The sequence below is a fragment of the Pseudomonas sp. 32A genome (assembly GCF_052682255.1).
Map to the genome: position 1 here is coordinate 182,028 of NZ_JBQYLY010000001.1, position 20,798 is coordinate 202,825.

Sequence of the window (20,798 nt, forward strand, 5' to 3'; positions counted from 1 at the left end):
ACGACTCGGTTTTTCAGTAAGACCGAGGTGATGCCATCGCAGGCAAGCCAGCTCCCACAGAAGAGCAATCCGCATACAGAACAATCCATCAGAGGTTGAACATAAATGGCTGTAACAGACGCTCGTGCAAGCACCACCCCGTTGATCGAAAGGCGTTCGATCGACTACATCCCGGAAGCGGAAAGACACGGCCGTCTATTGAGTCAGTTCACCCTGTGGTTGGGTGCCAACCTGCAAATCACCGCGATTGTCACCGGGGCCCTGGCCGTGGTGTTGGGCGGTGATGTGTTCTGGTCGTTGATCGGTCTGTTGATCGGTCAACTGTTGGGCGGCGGCGTCATGGCGTTGCACGCAGCCCAGGGCCCGCAATTGGGCTTGCCGCAAATGATCTCCAGCCGCGTGCAGTTTGGCGTGTATGGCGCGGTGATCCCGCTGGTGCTGGTGTGCCTGATGTACATCGGGTTTTCCGCCAGCGGCTCATTGCTGGCGGGGCAGGCGGTGGCGCAGTTGCTCCACGTCGAAGACTGGGTCGGCATCGTGTTGTTCGCGGGGCTGATCATGGTGTTCACGATCTTCGGCTACCGGGTGATCCACGGTATCGGTCGCGTCGCCAGCGTGCTGGGTGTGGTTGCCTTCGTGTACCTGTTCTACAAGCTGCTGGCCGGTAACGACATCGGTGCGTTGCTGGGCAACAAGCATTTTTCCCTGAGCAGTTTCCTGCTGGCGATTTCCCTGTCGGCGTCCTGGCAGATTGCGTTCGGCCCTTACGTGGCGGACTACTCGCGCTATTTGCCGCGCAGCACGCAAGCGTCGAAAACCTTCTGGGCCGTGGGCCTGGGTTCGGTGATCGGCGCGCAGGCTTCGATGGTGTTTGGGGTATTCGCAGCGGCCCTGGCCGGTTCGCAATTCGCTCACCACGAAGTGTCGTTTATCGTCGGCCTGGGCGGCACCGGGATCGTCGCGGCGCTGCTGTATTTCAGCATCGCCTTCGGCAAGGTCACCGTGACCACCCTCAATGCCTACGGCAGCTTCATGTCCATCGCGACGATCATCAGCGGCTTCCGTGGCAGCCGACATATCGGCAGTGGCACGCGCCTGTTGTACATCTTCGTCATGGTGTCGCTTGCCGCTGCGCTGGCGTTGTTGGGCAAGGATTCGTTCCTCAAGGATTTCTCCGCGTTCATCCTGTTCCTGCTGGCGTTTTTCACGCCCTGGAGCGCGATCAACCTGGTGGATTTCTACTGCATCACCAAAGAACGCTACGACATCCCGGCGCTGTCCAATCCCGACGGCCGCTACGGTCGCTGGAACCTGATGGGCATCAGCATCTACGTGTTTGGCGTGCTGATTCAGATGCCGTTCATCTCCACGCATTTCTACACCGGGCCACTGGTCGCCAGCCTCGGCGACACCGATATCTCCTGGATCATCGGCCTGGTGGTGCCGGCTGCGCTGTACTACTGGGCTGCCAAAAAGTGGCACAGCGCAATACCTGAACACTTGATCCTGCCGGTAGAGCAGGGCGCTGCACCAACGACAAACGGGCTGGTTGCACAGGCCTGATGGGACGTGGACAGGGCAGGATGCCTACTGACTGCCGTAATCCATTTCAAGATTGGGAGCGTCACAACAATGAAAATGAATAAGACCCTGTTGGCCACTTTGTTTTCGGCAGGCTTGCTGGCTTCTGCTGGCGCCCAGGCGGCCGGTTGGTGCGAGTCCGGCAAGCCGGTGAAATTTGCCGGTTTGAACTGGGAAAGCGGCATGTTGCTGACCGACATCCTGCAAACCGTTCTGGAAAAAGGCTATGACTGCAAAACCGACAGCCTGCCGGGTAACTCCATCACCATGGAAAACGCCCTGAGCAGCAATGACATCCAGGTGTTCGCCGAGGAGTGGGTAGGCCGCAGCGAAGTCTGGAACAAGGCCGAGAAGGCCGGCAAGGTCGTGGGTGTCGGTGCTCCGGTGGTGGGCGCTGTCGAAGGTTGGTACGTGCCGCGCTACGTGATCGAAGGCGACGCCAAGCGCAAGCTGGAACCCAAGGCACCGGACCTGAAAAGCATCGCCGACCTGGCCAAATACGCCTCGGTGTTCAAGGACCAGGAAGAGCCGTCCAAGGGCCGTTTCTACAACTGCCCGGCCGGCTGGACCTGTGAGCTGGACAACAGCGAGATGCTGAAAAGCTATGGCCTGGAAAGCACCTACACCAACTTCCGCCCAGGCACCGGCCCGGCGCTGGATGCGGCGGTGTTGTCGAGCTACAAGCGTGGCGAGCCGATCCTGTTCTACTACTGGTCGCCCACCCCGTTGATGGGCCAGGTCGACCTGGTGAAGCTGGAAGAAAAGCCCGGTGTGGATAAAAGCGTGAGCATCAAGGTCGGTCTGTCCAAGACCTTCCACGAGCAAGCCCCGGAATTGGTGGCCGTGCTGGAAAAGGTCAACCTGCCCATCGACCTGCTGAACCAGAACCTGGGCCGTATGGCCAAAGAACGAATTGAATCGCCAAAACTGGCGAAAATTTTCCTCAAGGAACATCCTGAAGTCTGGCACGCATGGGTGAGCGACGACGCAGCCAAGAAAATCGACGCGGCCTTGTAGGTTGAGCGTTTCCGGTTGCCCTCGCCGGCAAGCGGACGCACGGCCACAACCCACTGGATCGAGAGCACACTATGTTTCCTGAGAGTTTTACGTTTTCCATCGCCGATTGGGTCAACAGTTGGGTTGATTCGCTGGTGACCAACTACGGTGATGTGTTCCGGCACATCTCCGATACGCTGTTGTGGGCCATCGTCAATCTTGAAGGGGTGTTGCGCGCAGCACCCTGGTGGCTGATGCTGGCAATTGTCGGCGGCATCGCCTGGCACGCCACGCGCAAGGTCGTCACTACAGCGGTGATTGTCGGTTTGCTGTTCCTGGTGGGCGCCGTTGGCCTGTGGGACAAGCTGATGCAAACCCTGGCGCTGATGATGGTGGCCACGGTGATCTCGGTGCTGATCGGCATTCCCCTGGGGATATTGTCGGCCCGTAGCAACCGCCTGCGTTCGGTGCTGATGCCGCTGCTGGACATCATGCAAACCATGCCCAGCTTCGTGTACCTGATCCCGGTGCTGATGCTGTTCGGCCTGGGCAAGGTCCCGGCGATTTTCGCCACGGTGATCTACGCCGCGCCTCCACTGATTCGCCTGACCGACCTGGGCATTCGCCAGGTAGACGGCGAAGTCATGGAAGCGATCAACGCCTTCGGTGCCAACCGCTGGCAGCAACTGTTCGGCGTGCAACTGCCGCTGGCCCTGCCGAGCATCATGGCCGGGATCAACCAGACCACCATGATGGCCCTGTCGATGGTGGTCATCGCCTCGATGATCGGTGCTCGTGGCCTGGGTGAAGACGTATTGGTCGGTATCCAGACGCTTAACGTCGGACGTGGCCTTGAAGCCGGTCTGGCGATCGTGATTCTCGCAGTGGTCATCGACCGCATTACCCAGGCCTATGGTCGTCCACGGCATGAGGCGAGCAAATGACTACCGTCAGCAAGATTGAAGTCAAAAACGTATTCAAGATCTTCGGCAACCGTTCCAAGGAGGCGCTGGCGCTGATTGGCCAGGGCAAGACCAAGGACCAGGTGTTGGCCGAGACCGGTTGCGTGGTGGGTGTGAACGACCTGTCCCTGAGCATCGCCACCGGCGAGATCTTCGTGATCATGGGCCTGTCGGGTTCCGGCAAGTCGACCCTGGTGCGCCACTTCAACCGCCTGATCGACCCCACCAGCGGCGCGATCCTGGTGGACGGCGAAGACATCCTGCAACTGGACATGGAAGCCCTGCGCCAATTCCGCCGGCACAAGATCAGCATGGTGTTCCAGAGCTTCGGCCTGCTGCCCCACAAGAGCGTGCTGGACAACGTCGCCTATGGCCTGAAAGTGCGCGGCGAAACCAAGCAAGTGTGCGCCGAGCGTGCGTTGCACTGGATCGAAACCGTGGGCCTCAAAGGCTACGAAAACAAATACCCGCACCAGCTGTCCGGCGGCATGCGCCAACGGGTGGGCCTGGCTCGCGCCCTGGCGGCCGACACCGACATCATCCTGATGGACGAAGCGTTCAGCGCCCTCGACCCGCTGATCCGCGCCGAGATGCAGGACCAGTTGCTGGAGCTGCAAAAGACCCTGCACAAGACCATCGTCTTTATCACCCACGACCTCGACGAGGCCGTGCGTATCGGCAACCGCATTGCGATCCTCAAGGACGGCAAGCTGATCCAGGTCGGCACGCCCCGGGAAATCCTGCATTCGCCGGCGGATGAATATGTGGACCGGTTTGTTCAGCGGCGGGCTGCGGTGGTCTGATCCGGATCTTGTGGTGAGCCGGCTGGCCTCTTCGCGAGCAAGCCCGCTCCCACAGGGGAATGCATTTCAAATGTGGGAGCGGGCTTGCTCGCGAAGAGGCCGGTAAGGCTGCACAAGAATTGAAGAAGGTACAACGATGTCCCAGGCTGAAAAAATCATCATCGCCGACGCCCCAATGCGTTGGCAGGACGTGGTCGCCGTGGCCCGCCACGGTGCGATCCTCGAACTCTCGGGCCACGCCTGGGCTCGCATCGACAATGCCCAGGCCATCGTCCAGCGTATCGTCAGCAGCGGCGAGCGCGCCTATGGCATCAATACCGGCCTGGGCGCCTTGTGCAATGTGTCGCTCAAGGACGAACAGCTGAGCCGGCTGTCGCGCAACACCTTGCTCAGCCATGCCTGCGGCGTCGGCGCGCCACTGAGCGTGGAGCAAACCCGTGCGATCATTTGCGCGGCGATCATCAACTACAGCCACGGCAAATCCGGCCTGCATCCGCAGGTGGTGCATTCGCTGCTGGGGCTGCTCAACCATGGCATCACGCCGCAAGTGCCGTCCCAGGGCTCGGTGGGTTACCTGACCCACATGGCGCACATTGGCGTCGCTTTGCTCGGCGTCGGCGACGTCAGCTACCGGGGCCGTATCGTTCCGGCGCACCAGGCGCTGACCGAAGAAGGTTTGCAGGCGGTGGTGCTCGGTGCCAAGGACGGGCTGTGCCTGGTCAACGGCACGCCGTGCATGACCGGCCTCAGCTGCCTGGCCCTGGCCGATGCGCACCGCCTGCTGCAATGGGCCGACGTAATCGGTGCCATGAGTTTCGAAGCCCAGCGCGGCCAGATCGACGCCTTCGACGAAGAAATCATTGCCCTCAAGCCGCACCCGGGCATGCAGCAAGTGGGCATCAACCTGCGGGCGTTGCTGGACGGCAGTGAAGTGATCGCCAGCAGCAAAGGCATTCGTACCCAGGACGCCCTGAGCATCCGTTCGATTCCCCAGGTGCACGGCGCCGCCCGCGACCAACTGGAACATGCCACCCGCCAGATCGAAACCGAACTCAACGGCGCCACTGATAACCCGCTGGTGCTCGGCACCCCGGACAACTACCGCGTGGTGTCCCAGGCCAACCCCCACGGGCAGTCCGTGGCCCTGGCGGCGGACATGTTGGCCATCGCCATGGCGGAAATCGGCTCCATTGCCGAGCGCCGCCTGGACCGCCTGATCAACCCGCACGTGAGTGGCTTGCCGGCGTTTCTGGTGAGCAACCCCGGGGTCAACTCCGGGATGATGATCGTGCAGTACGTCGCGGCCTCGCTGTGCGGGCAAAACCGCCAGCTGGCGCAACCGGCGGTGCTCGACAACTTCGTCACCTCAGGCTTGCAGGAAGACCACCTGAGCATGGGCACCAACGCCGCGCTGAAGCTGTATTCGGTGCTGGAAAACGTCACCCAGATCCTCGCCATCGAGTACCTGCTGGCAGCCCAGGCGTTCGAGTTTCTCCAGGAGCAACGCTTCGGCGCTGGCACCGACGCCGCCTGGCGTTTGCTGCGTGAACACGTCCCGGCCTACGACCAGGACCGCTGGCTGGCGCCGGACATCGCAGCCACCGCCGCGTTGCTCAAGGCCTCCGATTTGTTGAACCGTGTTTTACCGAATTTGCACTGAAACCTAATTCAAAAGGAGTATGAATGTGACTGCGCTAAACCTGATTCCAGGCCAACTGAGCCTTGCCCAACTGCGGGCCATCTACCAGCAGCCGGTAACCCTCAGCCTGGATGACAGCGCCTCGGCCCAGATCGAAGCCAGTGTCGCCTGTGTGGAGCAGATTCTCGCCGAGAACCGCACCGCCTACGGCATCAACACCGGTTTCGGCTTGCTGGCCTCGACCCGCATCGCCAGCGAAGACCTGGAAAACCTCCAGCGTTCCCTGGTGCTGTCCCACGCCGCTGGCGTGGGTGAGCCCATCAGCGATGCGCTGGTGCGGCTGGTCATGGTGCTCAAGGTCAACAGCCTGAGCCGTGGTTTCTCCGGGATTCGCCGGCAGGTCATCGACGCGCTGATCGCCCTGATCAACGCCGAGGTGTACCCGCACATTCCGTTGAAAGGTTCGGTGGGTGCCTCCGGTGACCTGGCGCCATTGGCCCACATGTCGCTGGTGCTGCTGGGCGAAGGCAAGGCCCGCTATAAAGGCGAATGGCTGGAAGCCACCGAGGCGCTGAAAGTCGCCGGCCTGACGCCGCTGACCCTGGCCGCCAAAGAAGGCTTGGCCCTGCTCAACGGCACTCAGGTGTCCACCGCTTATGCCCTGCGCGGCCTGTTCGAAGGCGAAGACCTGTTTGCCGGTGCGTTGGCCTGTGGCGCCCTGACGGTGGAAGCCGTACTGGGTTCGCGCTCGCCGTTCGACGCACGCATTCACGCTGCCCGTGGCCAGCGTGGCCAGATCGACTCTGCCGCCGCGTATCGCGCCCTGCTGGGTGAAAGCAGTGAAGTCTCCCAATCCCACGAGAACTGCGACAAGGTCCAGGACCCGTACTCCCTGCGCTGCCAGCCGCAAGTCATGGGCGCCTGCCTGACCCAGTTCCGCCAGGCAGCGGAAGTGCTGGTGGTGGAGGCCAACGCCGTGTCGGATAACCCGTTGGTGTTTGCGGCTGAAGGAGACGTGATTTCCGGCGGCAACTTCCACGCTGAACCGGTGGCCATGGCCGCTGACAACATGGCATTGGCCATCGCGGAAATCGGCTCCCTGAGCGAGCGTCGTATCTCGTTGATGATGGACAAGCACATGTCGCAACTGCCGCCATTCCTGGTGGGCAACGGCGGTGTGAACTCCGGCTTCATGATCGCCCAGGTGACCGCGGCGGCATTGGCCAGCGAGAACAAGGCGCTGGCCCATCCCCATAGCGTCGACAGCCTGCCGACGTCGGCCAACCAGGAAGACCACGTATCCATGGCGCCGGCTGCGGGCAAACGCCTGTGGGAAATGGCCGAAAACACCCGCGGTGTATTGGCGGTGGAATGGTTGGCCGCGTGCCAGGGCCTGGACCTGCGCAATGGCTTGAAAACCTCGCCTGCCCTTGAAAAGGCGCGCGGGATCCTGCGCAGCAAAGTGGCGTTTTATGAGAAGGACCGGTTCTTTGCGCCGGACATCAACGCCGCCAGTGAGTTGTTGGCAACACGTTGCCTGAATGAGCTGGTGCCGGCGAAATTGCTGCCGAGCTTGTAAGAGCGACACCGATCCCGTGTGGGAGCTGTCGAGCCCCGGCGAGGCTGCGATGGCGCCGGAACAGGCAACACTTTCGTAGCCTGACCCACCGCTATCGCAGCCTCGCTGGGGCTCGACAGCTCCCACATTTGATCTTCTACAGATTCGAATTTTCTCAGGATAAAAATAATTAAGGACGAGAAATGCACCAGCAAGAAAAGACGCTAAAACGCGGGCTCTCCGCCCGACATATTCGCTTCATGGCACTCGGTTCCGCGATCGGCACCGGGCTGTTCTACGGCTCTGCCTCCGCCATCCAGATGGCCGGCCCGGCCGTACTGCTGGCCTACCTGATCGGTGGCGCCGCCGTCTTCATGGTCATGCGCGCCCTCGGCGAAATGGCCGTGCACAACCCGGTGTCCGGCTCCTTCGGCCAGTACGCCAGCACTTACCTGGGCCCAATGGCCGGCTTTATCCTCGGCTGGACCTACGCCTTTGAAATGATCATCGTCTGCCTCGCCGACGTCACCGCCTTCGGCATCTACATGGGCTTCTGGTTTCCCGAAGTCGCGCGTTGGGTCTGGGTGCTCGGCATCGTGCTGCTGATCGGCGGCCTGAACCTGTGCAACGTCAAAGTCTTTGGCGAAATGGAGTTCTGGCTGTCGCTGCTCAAGGTCGGCGCCATCGTCGCGATGATCCTCGGCGGCTTCGGCATCATGCTGTTCGGCATTCACTCGGCGGGCGAAGCACCGGCCACCGGCCTCAGCAACCTGTGGGCCCACGGCGGCTTCATGCCTAACGGCGTGGGTGGCTTGATTGCGTCCTTCGCGGTGGTGATGTTTGCCTTTGGCGGCATCGAAATCATCGGCATCACCGCCGGCGAAGCCAAGGACCCGCAGCGAGTGATTCCCAAGGCGATCAACGCCGTGCCACTGCGCATCCTGCTGTTCTACGTGCTGACGTTGTTTGTGCTGATGGCGATCTACCCGTGGCCGCAGATCGGCAGCCAGGGCAGCCCGTTCGTGCAGATCTTCAGCAACCTGGGGATAGGCTCGGCGGCGACCATCCTCAACATCGTGGTGATCTCCGCCGCTGTCTCGGCCATCAACAGCGACATCTTCGGCGCCGGTCGCATGATGTACGGCCTGGCCCAGCAAGGGCAGGCGCCCAAAGGCTTTGCCCAACTGTCGAGCCAGGGCGTGCCATGGATGACCGTGGTGGTGATGGGCGCCGCGTTGCTCGGCGGTGTGGTGCTCAACTACCTGATCCCGGAAAACGTGTTCCTCGTCATCGCCTCGATTGCGACCTTCGCCACGGTGTGGGTGTGGTTGATGATCCTGGTTACCCAGGTCGCCATGCGTCGCTCCATGACCAAGGAACAGATTGCCGAGCTGAAATTCCCGGTGCCGTTCTGGCCCTACGCGCCAGCGGCGGCCATCGTGTTCATGCTGTTTATCTTCGGCGTGCTGGGTTACTTCCCGGACACCCAGGCCGCCCTTATGGTCGGTGCCGTGTGGATCGTCTTGCTGATCGTTGCCTATCTGCTGTGGGTCAAACCCTCCGCCGGGCAAGCAGCCAAGGTTCATTACGACCCGGCTTTGTCTCATCGATAACCCAACGGAGGCGTTGATGAAAACGCTTTGGCAACATTGCCACGTCGCAACCATGGCCCAGGGCAAATACTCGATCATCGAGGATGCCGCCATCGTGACCTCGGGCACGCTCATCGAGTGGATCGGTCCGCGTGCCGAACTGCCGAAGGCGGACTACGCGACCACCCATGACCTGCAAGGGGCGTGGGTCACGCCCGGGCTGATCGACTGCCACACCCACACGGTGTTCGGCGGCAATCGCAGCGGCGAGTTCGAGCAGCGTCTGGAAGGTGTGAGCTATGCCGAGATCGCAGCGGCCGGTGGCGGTATTGCCAGCACCGTGCGCGCCACCCGGGCGGCCACCGAAGATGAGCTGTTCGAAAGCAGCCGCAAGCGCTTGCGCAGTTTGCTGCGGGACGGTGTAACCACCGTCGAGATCAAGTCCGGCTACGGCCTGGACCTGGCCAGCGAGCGCAAGATTCTGCGGGTGATCCGCCGCCTCGGCGCCGAGCTGCCGGTGAGCGTACGCAGCACTTGCCTGGCAGCTCACGCGTTGCCGCCGGAGTACGTGGACCGTGCCGATGCTTACATCGAACACATCTGCGCTGAAATGCTCCCGGCACTGGCAGCGGAAGGTCTGGTGGATGCGGTCGACGCCTTCTGTGAATACCTGGCGTTTTCACCGGAGCAGGTAGAGCGCGTCTTCATCGCTGCACACAAGCTCGGCTTGCCGGTGAAGCTGCACGCCGAGCAGTTGTCCTCCCTGCACGGCTCCAGCCTGGCGGCGCGTTATCAGGCGCTGTCGGCGGACCACCTGGAATTCATGACCGAGGAAGACGCCATCGCCATGGCCGCTTCCGGTACCGTCGCGGTGTTGCTGCCGGGGGCGTTCTACTTTCTGCGGGAAACCCAGCTGCCGCCGATGGACGCCCTGCGCAAGCACGGTGTGAAGATCGCCATCGCCAGCGACCTCAACCCGGGCACGTCACCGGCATTGTCGGTGCGCTTGATGCTGAACATGGCCTGCACCCTGTTCCGCATGACCCCGGAAGAAGCCCTGGCCGGCGCCACGCAATATGCGGCTACCGCCTTGGGCCTGGGCGACAGCCACGGTTCGCTGGAAGTGGGCAAGGTCGCGGATTTTGTCGCCTGGCAGATTGATCGCCCCGCTGACCTGGCCTACTGGCTGGGTGGCGAGCTGGATAAACGCGTCGTGCGCCACGGCGCCGATGTCACCGTTTAAGGAGTACTGCTGTGGATAAGGTTCTGAGTTTCAAACAAGGCCGTGTGCCGCTGCTGATCAGCATGCCCCACGCGGGCCTGCGCCTGACGCCGACGGTGCAAGCCGGGCTGATCCCCGAGGCGCAAAGCCTGCCGGACACCGACTGGCACATTCCCACGTTGTATGACTTCGCCGAAGCGCTGGGCGCCAGCACCCTGGCGGCGGAGTATTCGCGTTTTGTCATCGACCTTAATCGGCCGTCCGACGACAAGCCGCTGTACGTCGGCGCTACCACCGGCTTGTACCCGGCGACGCTGTTCGACGGTGTACCGCTGTTCCGCGAAGGCCTGGAACCGTCCAAGGCCGAACGCACCACGTACCTGGAACAGATATGGACCCCGTATCACCGCACCCTGCAGAACGAACTGGCCCGGCTCAAGGCCGAGTTCGGCTATGCGCTATTGTTTGATGCGCACTCGATTCGCTCGGTGATCCCGCACCTGTTCGAAGGCAAGCTGCCGGACTTCAACCTCGGCACCTTCAACGGCGCGTCCTGCGATCCGCAACTCGCCAGCCAACTGGAAACCATCTGCGCCGGTCACCCGCAGTACAGCCATGTGCTCAACGGGCGCTTCAAGGGCGGGCATATCACCCGGCACTACGGCAACCCGGCCGAGAACATCCACGCCGTGCAGTTGGAGTTGGGGCAGTGCACCTACATGGAAGAGTTTGAGCCGTTTCGTTATCGCGTCGATCTGGCCGAGCCGACGCGGGGGGTGTTGAAGGAGCTGCTGGAAGGGTTCCTGGCGTGGGGCAAGCGGCATTACTCCTGATTGGCGTCGTTGCTGAGATAGCCTTCGCGAGCAAGCCCGCTCCCACATTCGACCGTATTTCTTCAGGAGGAACACGGTCGAATGTGGGAGCGGGCTTGCTCGCGAAGAGGCCCTCAACAGCAACACATCCCTCAAGTCGTCTGTGTGCAAATCCCTGTCGCCACAGGTCGCTTTGATCGAGGTCTCGCTGGGTAAGGTGTTGGGCACGGCGCGTCAGACGCCACTCCCACAATAAAAACTGCCGAGTGAGACCGCATCGATGAAAAGACTGTTCAACCGTTGTCTGTTGATTCTCACCGGCGCCGCACTTCTGAGCGCCAATGCGATGGCCGCCGACCCGGCCTCGTGCAAGGTCGTGCGCATGGGCGTGGTCAGCTGGACTGACGTGATCGCCACCAGCGGCATGGCCGACGTGCTGCTCAATGGCCTGGGCTATGACAGCAAGCAAACCAGCGCCGTGCAGCAGATCATCTTTGCCGGCATCCGCGACAAGCGCCTGGATATCTTCCTGGGCTACTGGAAACCGGCGATGGACAACAACATCGCACCGTTCCTCGCGGCCAACCAGGTCAAGGTGTTCGACAAACCGAGCCTGGCCGACGCCCAAGCGACTTTGGCGGTGCCGCAGTATGTTGCGGACGCAGGCCTGAAGACCTTTGCCGACATTGCCCGTTTCAAGGACAAACTGGGCGGCAAGATCTATGGCATCGAGCCGGGCAGCGGCGCCAATACCGATATCCAGAAAATGATCGACAGCAACCGCTTCGGCCTCGGCGGCTTCAAGCTGGTGGCCTCCGGCGAGGCGGGCATGCTGGCAGCCGTGCAGCGGGCGGTGAATCGCAAGGAGTTCGTGGTGTTTGTCGGCTGGACCCCGCACCCGATGAACATCAACATGAAAATGGCTTACCTGACCGGCAGTGAAGATGTGTTCGGTGCCAACGAAGGCATGGCCACGGTCTCCACGGTGACGGCGCCGGATTACGCCGAGCGTTGCCCCAACGTGACCCGCCTGCTGGAAAACCTGACCTACACCGCGGCCCAGGAAAGCCAGTTGATGGTGCCGATCATGGACCGCAAGACGCCGCAGGAGGTGGCCAAACAATGGTTGCGCGACAACCCCGAGGATTTGCAGCGCTGGCTGGCGGGTGTAACGACCCTGGATGGAAAAGACGGCGTGGCGGCGGTGCAGGCCAGCCTCAAACCCTGATGCGAACACGATAGATCAAACAACAGAGCACCACTGTGGGAGCCGGGCTTGCCCGCGATAGCGGTGTATCAGTCGACGATGGCGTTGGTTGATACACCGCTATCGCAGGCAAGCCAGCTCCCACATTTGTCTTGTGGTGTGCTTCAAGTTTTCAGCAGCAGGGCAATTTCTGATGTCCCATTACCCGATTTCCCCGCAGATGTGCGCCTTCGTCGAAAAAACCGAATCCTTCACCAGCGACGACACATCGCTGGCCGGATTGCGCCGGAGCTATGACCGCATGTGCCAGGCATTCACCCCGGCGCGGCCCGAAGGGTTACAGGTGTCAGACGCTTCCCTGAATGGCGTGGGCGTACGCATTTATCAACCGGCGACGCCAACCCCTGATGGCGGCTGGCCATGCATCCTTTATATGCACGGTGGTGGCTGGGTGGTGGGCGGGCTGGATTCCCACGACTTTATCTGCGGTGAGCTGGCCTACGCGCTGCAGGTGCTGGTAATCGCCATCGATTACCGCCTGGCACCCGAACACCCTTTTCCGGCGGCCTTCGATGATTGCCGTGCAGTCTGGCAGGCGATTCAGGCGGGTGAAGCACCTTGCCCCGTCAACCTGCAACGCCTGGTGGTGGCTGGTGACAGCGCCGGCGGCAACCTGGCGGCCGCCTTATGTCTGGGCCTGCGGGATGACCATCAACCGCAGCCCTTGGCGCAAATCCTGATCTACCCCGGCCTGGGCGGCCCCGCCGACCTGCCGTCCCGCCGCGACTGCGTCGACGCGCCGCTGCTCAGTACCGCCGACACCGAGTGCTACCTCGCCCTTTACCTGCGTGGGCCGGGCAAGCCGTCGCCCTACGCCATGCCATTGCTGGCCGTGGATTTCAGCGGATTGCCACCGGCGCTGATCGCTGTCGCCCAGTTTGACCCGTTGCGGGACGACGGCATGCTCTACGCCGAGCGCCTCCAGACTGCCGGAGTGGCTGCCACGCTCTATCCCGGAAAAGGCTTGATTCATGGCTGCCTAAGGGCCCGGGGCCAGGTGGAGGAGGTCGATCGGCTCTACGGTTATCTGATGGATTATCTGTGTGGTGTTTTGCTGACACAGCTCTAAGTCCGCTAGGGCATGCTCATTGCACAATTCGGGTTTATGATGCCAGACGGCAAAATAATAGACGTCCCCTCAGGGATGAACTCGACCCCTTACGGAGCGCGCAATGCAGACTTTGTACCCGCAGATCAAACCCTACGCCCGGCACGATCTGGCCGTCGATGAAACCCACGTCCTGTACGTCGACGAAAGCGGTTCCCCGGAAGGCTTGCCCGTTGTGTTCATCCATGGCGGCCCCGGCGCCGGGTGTGACGCCAATAGCCGCTGCTATTTCGATCCCAATCTGTACCGAATTGTTACTTTTGATCAGCGTGGCTGCGGGCGCTCCACCCCACGGGCCAGCCTGGAAAACAACACCACCTGGGACCTGGTGGCCGACCTTGAGCGGATCCGCGAGCACCTGGGCATCGAGAAATGGGTGTTGTTCGGCGGTTCCTGGGGCTCGACCCTGGCCCTGGCCTACGCGCAAACCCACCCGGAGCGCGTGCATGGCTTGATCGTTCGGGGCATTTTCCTGGCCCGCCCCCAGGACATTCAATGGTTCTACCAGGCCGGCGCCAGCCGCCTGTTCCCGGATTACTGGCAGGACTACCTCGCGCCCATCCCCCCGGAAGAGCGTCACGACCTGCTCAGCGCCTACCACAAGCGCCTGACCGGCAATGACCAGATTGCCCAGATGCACGCCGCCAAGGCCTGGTCCACGTGGGAAGGCCGCATGTTGGGCCTGTGCCCGAACCCGCAATTGATCGAGCGTTTCTCCGAGCCCCAGCGCGCCCTGTCGATTGCGCGTATCGAATGCCATTACTTCACCAACAACTCGTTCCTTGAGCCCGACCAGCTGATTCGCGACATGCACAAGATCGCCCATCTGCCTGGCGTAATCGTGCATGGCCGCTACGATATGATCTGCCCGCTGGATAACGCCTGGGAGCTGCATCAAGCCTGGCCCAACAGCGAGCTGCAGATCATCCGCGAAGCCGGCCATGCGGCGTCCGAACCCGGAATCACCGATGCGCTGGTGCGTGCGGCGAGTGAAATGGCACGGCGCCTGCTTGATTTGCCGCCTGAAGAAGCATGAAGGGGCTTTTGCAACGGGTGCGCGGCGCCCGGGTCGAGGTAGAAGGGCAGGTGGTGGGTGCGATAGACCAGGGTTTGCTGGTGCTGGTGGCCGTCGAGCCCTCAGATACCCAGGCCAGCGCCGACAAGCTGCTGCATAAGCTGCTTAACTATCGGGTGTTCAGCGACGACGAGGGCAAGATGAACTTGTCCTTGAAAGACATTGGCGGCGGTTTGCTGCTGGTGTCGCAGTTCACTCTGGCGGCAGACACCAAGAGCGGCTTGCGTCCCAGCTTCTCCACGGCGGCACCGCCGGCGGTGGGCGAGGCACTTTTCGACTACCTGTTGTTACAAGCGCAACAATTGCATGGCACGGTAGCGGCAGGGCGTTTTGGCGCGGATATGCAGGTGCATTTGGTCAATGACGGGCCGGTCACCTTCCTGTTACAGACGTGAATGTACTGAAAACGACTTGTAATGCCCAAAAAACCGGGTTTTCGCTACAAATACTTCGCTGACCCTGATGCGTTGTCACGCGGGCTACTAGATAATCGCGCGCTACGGGGATCAGCGTTGATTGGTCCATTTTTGACTTAGGTAGAGACTTGCCCGATGACTGTTGGGGAATCATTTAGCCCCATGGGAGTCGGAACAATGCTCGCCAACCTGGCATATAGATAGCTGGCCGTTGGTTTTTTGATCTGTTTTCGGCGAGGGTTGCTCGTGATTGTTAGTCCCTGTAATGCACCAAAATTGTCTGCCAAACGGTTACGAAACGCACTGGTAACGGGCTCTGCCCTGTTTTGCCTGTTCGGCGCGGGTCAACTGTGGGCATTCAGTCTGGATGATGTGTCGGCCAAGGCTAAAGAGCTGGCCGGGCAGAAATACGAAGCTCCGCGCAGCAATTTGCCGAACGAATTCCGCGAAATGAAATTCGCTGATTACCAGAAAATTCGTTTCCGCAACGAAAAAGCCGAGTGGGCCGATCAAAACACCCCGTTCAAGCTGTCCTTCTATCACCAGGGTATGCACTTCGATACACCGGTGAAAATCAACGAAGTCACTGCCGACAGCGTCCAGGAAATCAAGTACGACCCGTCCCGCTTCGATTTCGGCGACGTCAAGTTTGATCCCAAGTCCACAGAACAGCTGGGTTATGCCGGTTTCCGTGTGCTGTACCCGATCAACAAGGGCGACAAGCAAGACGAGATCATGACCATGCTCGGCGCGAGCTATTTCCGCGTCGTGGGTAAAGATCAGGTCTACGGCCTGTCTGCACGTGGCATGGCGATCGACACTGCCTTGCCGTCCGGCGAAGAGTTCCCGCGCTTCACCGAGTTCTGGATCGAACGTCCAAAGCCGGGTGAGAAGCAGCTGGTGATCTACGCCTTGCTGGATTCGCCACGGGCCACCGGCGCTTATCGCCTGATCCTGCGCCCTGGCACCGACACCATTGTCGACGTCAAATCCCAGATGTACCTGCGTGACAAGGTCACCAAGCTGGGCATCGCTCCGCTGACCAGCATGTTCCTGTTCGGCGCCAACCAGCCGTCCAAGGTCCTTAACTACCGTCGCGAGCTGCACGATTCCAGCGGCCTGTCGATCCATGCCGGCAACGGCGAGTGGATCTGGCGCCCACTGAACAACCCTAAACACCTGTCGGTCAGCAACTTCACCGTGGAAAACCCGCGCGGTTTCGGCCTGCTGCAACGCGGTCGCAACTTCAGCCACTACGAAGACCTCGACGACAACTACGACAAGCGCCCAAGCGCCTGGATCGAGCCTGAAGGCGACTGGGGCAAGGGCTCCGTCGACCTGGTAGAGATCCCGACCGCCGATGAAACCAACGACAACATCGTTGCCTTCTGGAGCCCGGAAACACTGCCGGAGCCAGGCAAGCCGCTGGACGTTGCCTACCGCCTGCACTGGACATTGAACGACGCCGAGTTCCATTCGCCTGAAAGCGCCTGGGTCAAGCAGACCCTGCGTTCCACCGGCGACGTCAAGCAATCCAACCTGATCCGTCAGCCAGACGGCAGCGTGGCTTACCTGGTGGACTTCGAGGGCCCGTCCCTGAAGAAACTGCCAGCTGACGCACCGGTTCGCAGCCAGGTCAGCGTGGGCGACAACGCCGAAATCGTTGAAAACAGCGTGCGCTACAACCCGCACACACAAGGCTGGCGCCTGACCTTGCGCATGAAGATCAAGGACGCAGGCAAGCCGACTGAAATGCGCGCTGCCCTGGTCCAGGACATCGTGACGCCTGAGCCGGAGAAGGTTTCGACCCAAGTGCTTAAAGCTGACAAGGTCTTGGCCAAGCAGCACGAGAAAGCCGCCAAGAAAGAAGCCAAAGACAAGGATGCCAAGCAGCCCGAAGCTGCGGCCCCAGCCACACCGGAGCCGGCCAAGACAGAACAAGTCCTGACCGAAACCTGGAGCTATCAGTTGCCTGCCGATGAGTAATTCTCAAGTCCAGCCAGAGACGCTTGCCGAGTACCTGGCGCATCTACCGATGACCGATGAGCAGCGCGCCGAACTGGCGGGCTGCGAGTCCTTCAGTGAATTGCACAAGCGCCTGTCATCGTCCACGTTCGACGCACCTGCCGACGCTGCCCAAGCGTCGGTCGGCGCGCGGCTGACCCTCAACACCGCCGAAGAGCTGCAAGACGCCGAAATGCTGGCGCTCGACGCCAGCGGCCGGGTTTGCCTCAAGGCCACGCCGCCGATCCGTCGGACCAAGGTCGTGCCCGAGCCGTGGCGCACCAATATCCTGGTGCGTGGCTGGCGCCGCCTGACCGGCCGCACCAATCCACCGGCACCGCCGAAGGATGAGCGCGTGCTGCCGGCTGCCCGCTGGCGCACCGTCGGTTCGATCCGTCGTTACATCCTGCTGGTGCTGATGCTCGGCCAGACGGTCGTCGCCGGCTGGTACATGAAAGGCATCATGCCGTACCAGGGTTGGTCCTTCGTCGACTTTGACGAGATCCGCAACCAGACCTTGCTGCAAACCGCTACCCAGGTTCTGCCTTACGCCCTGCAAACCAGCATTCTGGTGCTGTTCGGGATTCTGTTCTGCTGGGTCTCGGCCGGTTTCTGGACCGCGCTGATGGGCTTCCTGGAACTGCTGACCGGTCACGATAAATACCGTATCTCCGGTAAAAGTGCCGGTGACGAGCCGATTCCGAAAGACGCCCGCACCGCCCTGGTGATGCCGATCTGCAACGAAGACGTGCCCCGGGTATTTGCCGGCCTGCGCGCGACGTTCGAATCGGTGGCCGCCACCGGCGACCTGGACCGTTTCGACTTCTTCGTCCTCAGCGACAGTAACGAGGCCGACATCTGCATCGCCGAGCAGCAAGCCTGGCTCGACGTATGCCGCGAAGCCGGTGGCTTCGGCAAGATCTTCTATCGCCGCCGTCGCCGTCGCGTCAAACGCAAGAGCGGCAACCTCGACGACTTCTGCCGTCGCTGGGGCGGTGACTACAAGTACATGGTGGTCCTCGACGCCGACAGCGTAATGAGCGGCGACTGCCTGACCAGCCTGGTGCGCTTGATGGAAGCCACGCCGGATGCCGGGATTATCCAGACCGCGCCACGTGCGTCGGGCATGGACACCCTGTATGCGCGCATGCAGCAGTTCGCCACCCGTGTGTACGGCCCGCTGTTTACCGCTGGCCTGCACTTCTGGCAGTTGGGTGAATCCCACTACTGGGGTCACAACGCGATCATCCGCATGAAGCCGTTTATCGAGCACTGCGCCCTGGCGCCGTTGCCAGGTAAAGGCGCGTTTGCCGGTGCGATCCTCTCCCACGACTTCGTTGAAGCGGCGCTGATGCGCCGTGCCGGCTGGGGCGTGTGGATTGCCTACGACTTGCCGGGCAGCTACGAAGAACTGCCGCCGAACCTGCTGGACGAACTCAAGCGCGACCGTCGCTGGTGCCACGGTAACCTGATGAACTTCCGCCTGTTCCTGGTCAAAGGCATGCACCCGGTGCACCGTGCGGTGTTCCTGACCGGCGTGATGTCGTACCTGTCGGCACCGTTGTGGTTCTTCTTCCTGGTGCTGTCGACGGCCTTGCTGGCGGTCAACACACTGATGGAGCCGCAGTACTTCATGGCGCCACGCCAGTTGTACCCGCTGTGGCCTCAATGGCATCCGGACAAGGCGGTGGCGCTGTTCTCCACCACCATCGTGCTGCTGTTCCTGCCTAAGTTGCTGAGCATCATCCTGATCTGGGCCAAGGGCGCGAAAGAGTTCGGCGGCAAGTTCAAGGTGACCTTGTCGATGCTCCTGGAGATGCTGTTCTCCATGTTGCTGGCGCCGGTGCGGATGATTTTCCACACCCGTTTCGTACTCGCCGCGTTCCTCGGCTGGGCTGCGACCTGGAACTCGCCGCAGCGTGACGACGATTCCACGCCATGGAGCGAGGCGGTCAAGCGCCACGGCCCGCAGACCCTGCTCGGTTTCTTCTGGGCATTGCTGGTGGTGTGGTTGAACCCAAGCTTCCTGTGGTGGCTGGTGCCAATCGTCGGTTCGCTGATGCTGTCGATTCCGGTGTCGGTGATTTCCAGCCGGGTCAAGCTGGGCCTCAAGTCTCGCGACGAGAGCCTGTTTTTGATCCCTGAGGAATACAACCCGCCCCAGGCGCTGTTGTCGACCGACAAGTACACCCACGAAAACCGTTGGCACGCGCTGAATGACGGTTTTGTGCGGGCGGTGGTCGATCCACAACAGAACGCCTTGGCGTGCGCCTTGGCAACTTCCCGTCATGGCCAAGCGGAGCCGATCGAATGGCTGCGTGTTGACCGTGTTCGCCACGCGTTGAAAGTCGGCCCGGCCGGCCTCAACAACGGCGAGCGCCTGGCTCTGCTGAGCGACCCGGTCGCTCTGGCACGTTTGCACGAGCAAGTCTGGAACGAAGGCCATGCTGAATGGCTCAACGCCTGGCGCGAATCGGTCAAGGCCGATCCTCATGCGCCGTTGCTGCCATTGAAACCGCTGTCGTCCCAGGCTCAACTGGCCTGATTCAGACGCCCCCGAGGTAACGCCTCGGGGGCGTTTGTTGTCACCGTCCTACGCTGTTTTTCCCTTCTGCTTCATTCTGCTAACTCCTTGTTATTTCGAAACAAAAGACCCTTCGCCGAGGCGTATTGCCGTGCCTGCGAGTGGGTTAGCATCGCCCCCAAAATCTGACTCGAAGCCCTTGGCCTACGCGAACTTACGCGTGGCTGGGTGTGGGTGTGTTTAACGAAACAGGGGCTTTTCATGATCAAAAGGTATTTGTCGATGCTGCTGCTCGGCATCGTCACGCTTTCCCACGGTTACCTGGCGCACGCCGGCGCCATAGACGAGGCCGTTCGGCGGGGTGTGCTGAAAGTCGGTACCAATCCGGCGTACGTGCCCTTTGAGATGACCGACAAGAAAGGCCGTATCGTCGGGTTTGAAATTGATCTGTTGCGGGAGATGAGCAAGGCGCTTGGGGTCAAGCTGGAGCTGGTTTCGGTGCCGTATACCGAGCTGATTCCCGGCCTGCTGGCCAGCCGCTTCGACCTGATCGGCAGCGGCATGACCGTAACGCAGGAGCGCAACCTGACCCTCAACTTCAGCGACTCGTTCATCATCGTCGGCCAGACCGTGTTGCTGAACCCACGGTTGGCCGACAAGGTCCAGAGCATCGAAGACCTGAACGAAGCCGGTTACCGGATCGTGGCCGCTGACGGCACCACGGGCGAGGCGGCGGCGAAAAGGTTTCTCGGCACCGCGCGGCTGCGCAGTTTTCCAACCCCTGAAGAAGGCGTGCGCCAGGTAGTGGAGGGCAAGGCCGACGCCTTCGTCCACGATGCGCCGTATAACCTGATCGCCATCGCCAAACCCCAGAACAGTGCGTTGCTGGCATTGGAGCAGCCTTTCACCTACGAGCCTTTGGCGTTCGGCCTGAAAAAAGGCGATTACGACAGCCTCAACTGGATCAATCACTTCCTCAATCAGGTGGCCCAGGACGGCACCTACGATCGGCTGCATGACAAGTGGTTCAAGGACTCGGGCTGGATGGCGGAGGTGGACTGGTAGTCATAACTACTTACACATCAAGCCATTGGCCGATCTGTGGGCTGAAGTGTCTAGCGGTACCGTTCTCTGCACGGTTGTGAGGCTTTTCTGTCATCCCTTGGCAACAAATCCCGGCGAAACCTTTGTACCGGGCGGTGAGTGAGTTAGGATCGCACCCCGAAATGGTGCAGCCCT

Annotated in this window: 15 protein-coding genes and 1 pseudogene; all 16 read left to right on the plus strand. The window is 61.3% G+C overall.

Annotation, left to right across the window (positions count from 1 at the left end):
• The first annotated feature begins 105 nt into the window (after positions 1-105).
• The 16 genes and pseudogenes from ACUN0G_RS00830 (at position 106) to ACUN0G_RS00905 (ending at position 20,624) form a co-directional block, all read left to right on the plus strand.
• The gene (locus ACUN0G_RS00830) at positions 106-1,563 is read left to right on the plus strand and encodes a purine-cytosine permease family protein (protein WP_421553319.1); all 1,458 of its coding nucleotides are present in this window, start codon (positions 106-108) and stop codon (positions 1,561-1,563) included.
• Positions 1,564-1,632: 69 nt separating this feature from the next.
• Entirely contained in the window at positions 1,633-2,598 is a 966-nt protein-coding gene (locus ACUN0G_RS00835) for an ABC transporter substrate-binding protein (RefSeq protein WP_076018113.1), read from the plus strand.
• A gap of 71 nt (positions 2,599-2,669) precedes the next feature.
• Positions 2,670-3,521 carry an ABC transporter permease gene (locus ACUN0G_RS00840; RefSeq protein WP_017478193.1) on the plus strand — a complete coding sequence of 284 codons (852 nt, stop codon included), beginning with the start codon at positions 2,670-2,672 and terminating at the stop codon, positions 3,519-3,521.
• A complete protein-coding gene (locus ACUN0G_RS00845; protein ID WP_167662987.1) occupies positions 3,518-4,342 on the plus strand; it encodes a quaternary amine ABC transporter ATP-binding protein in 825 nt (274 codons plus the stop codon). Before ACUN0G_RS00840 ends, ACUN0G_RS00845 begins: the two co-directional genes overlap by 4 nt.
• 136 nt (positions 4,343-4,478) lie before the next feature.
• Complete coding sequence (locus ACUN0G_RS00850) at positions 4,479-6,002, plus strand: HAL/PAL/TAL family ammonia-lyase (RefSeq protein WP_445572502.1); 1,524 nt, start codon at positions 4,479-4,481, stop codon at positions 6,000-6,002.
• Between the two features lie 19 nt (positions 6,003-6,021).
• Complete coding sequence (gene hutH / locus ACUN0G_RS00855; RefSeq protein ID WP_085984627.1) at positions 6,022-7,560, plus strand: histidine ammonia-lyase; 1,539 nt, start codon at positions 6,022-6,024, stop codon at positions 7,558-7,560.
• 182 nt (positions 7,561-7,742) lie between these two features.
• Positions 7,743-9,152: an amino acid permease gene (locus ACUN0G_RS00860; RefSeq protein WP_063033490.1), complete on the plus strand. Its 1,410-nt coding sequence runs from the start codon at positions 7,743-7,745 to the stop codon at positions 9,150-9,152.
• A gap of 16 nt (positions 9,153-9,168) precedes the next feature.
• Entirely contained in the window at positions 9,169-10,374 is a 1,206-nt protein-coding gene (gene hutI, locus ACUN0G_RS00865) for an imidazolonepropionase (protein WP_445572503.1), read from the plus strand.
• 11 nt (positions 10,375-10,385) lie between these two features.
• Positions 10,386-11,186, plus strand: a complete 801-nt coding sequence (gene hutG / locus ACUN0G_RS00870) for an N-formylglutamate deformylase (protein ID WP_445572504.1) — start codon at positions 10,386-10,388, stop codon at positions 11,184-11,186.
• A gap of 259 nt (positions 11,187-11,445) precedes the next feature.
• Positions 11,446-12,393 carry a choline ABC transporter substrate-binding protein gene (locus ACUN0G_RS00875; protein ID WP_076018108.1) on the plus strand — a complete coding sequence of 316 codons (948 nt, stop codon included), beginning with the start codon at positions 11,446-11,448 and terminating at the stop codon, positions 12,391-12,393.
• 172 nt (positions 12,394-12,565) lie between these two features.
• Positions 12,566-13,501: an alpha/beta hydrolase gene (locus ACUN0G_RS00880; protein ID WP_445572505.1), complete on the plus strand. Its 936-nt coding sequence runs from the start codon at positions 12,566-12,568 to the stop codon at positions 13,499-13,501.
• Between the two features lie 103 nt (positions 13,502-13,604).
• Positions 13,605-14,576 carry a prolyl aminopeptidase gene (gene pip, locus ACUN0G_RS00885; protein ID WP_421525253.1) on the plus strand — a complete coding sequence of 324 codons (972 nt, stop codon included), beginning with the start codon at positions 13,605-13,607 and terminating at the stop codon, positions 14,574-14,576.
• A complete protein-coding gene (gene dtd, locus ACUN0G_RS00890; RefSeq protein ID WP_008439281.1) occupies positions 14,573-15,010 on the plus strand; it encodes a D-aminoacyl-tRNA deacylase in 438 nt (145 codons plus the stop codon). The genes pip and dtd overlap by 4 nt, the downstream gene beginning before the upstream one ends.
• A 267-nt stretch (positions 15,011-15,277) precedes the next feature.
• Positions 15,278-17,017 (plus strand): glucan biosynthesis protein G, encoded by a 1,740-nt coding sequence (locus ACUN0G_RS00895; RefSeq protein WP_421525252.1) that lies wholly within the window; start codon positions 15,278-15,280, stop codon positions 17,015-17,017.
• Positions 17,010-19,600, plus strand: a pseudogene (mdoH, locus tag ACUN0G_RS00900) (glucans biosynthesis glucosyltransferase MdoH). The gene ACUN0G_RS00895 and the pseudogene mdoH overlap by 8 nt, the downstream one beginning before the upstream one ends.
• A gap of 220 nt (positions 19,601-19,820) precedes the next feature.
• A complete protein-coding gene (locus ACUN0G_RS00905; protein ID WP_258343292.1) occupies positions 19,821-20,624 on the plus strand; it encodes a transporter substrate-binding domain-containing protein in 804 nt (267 codons plus the stop codon).
• The last annotated feature ends 174 nt before the right edge of the window (positions 20,625-20,798 follow it).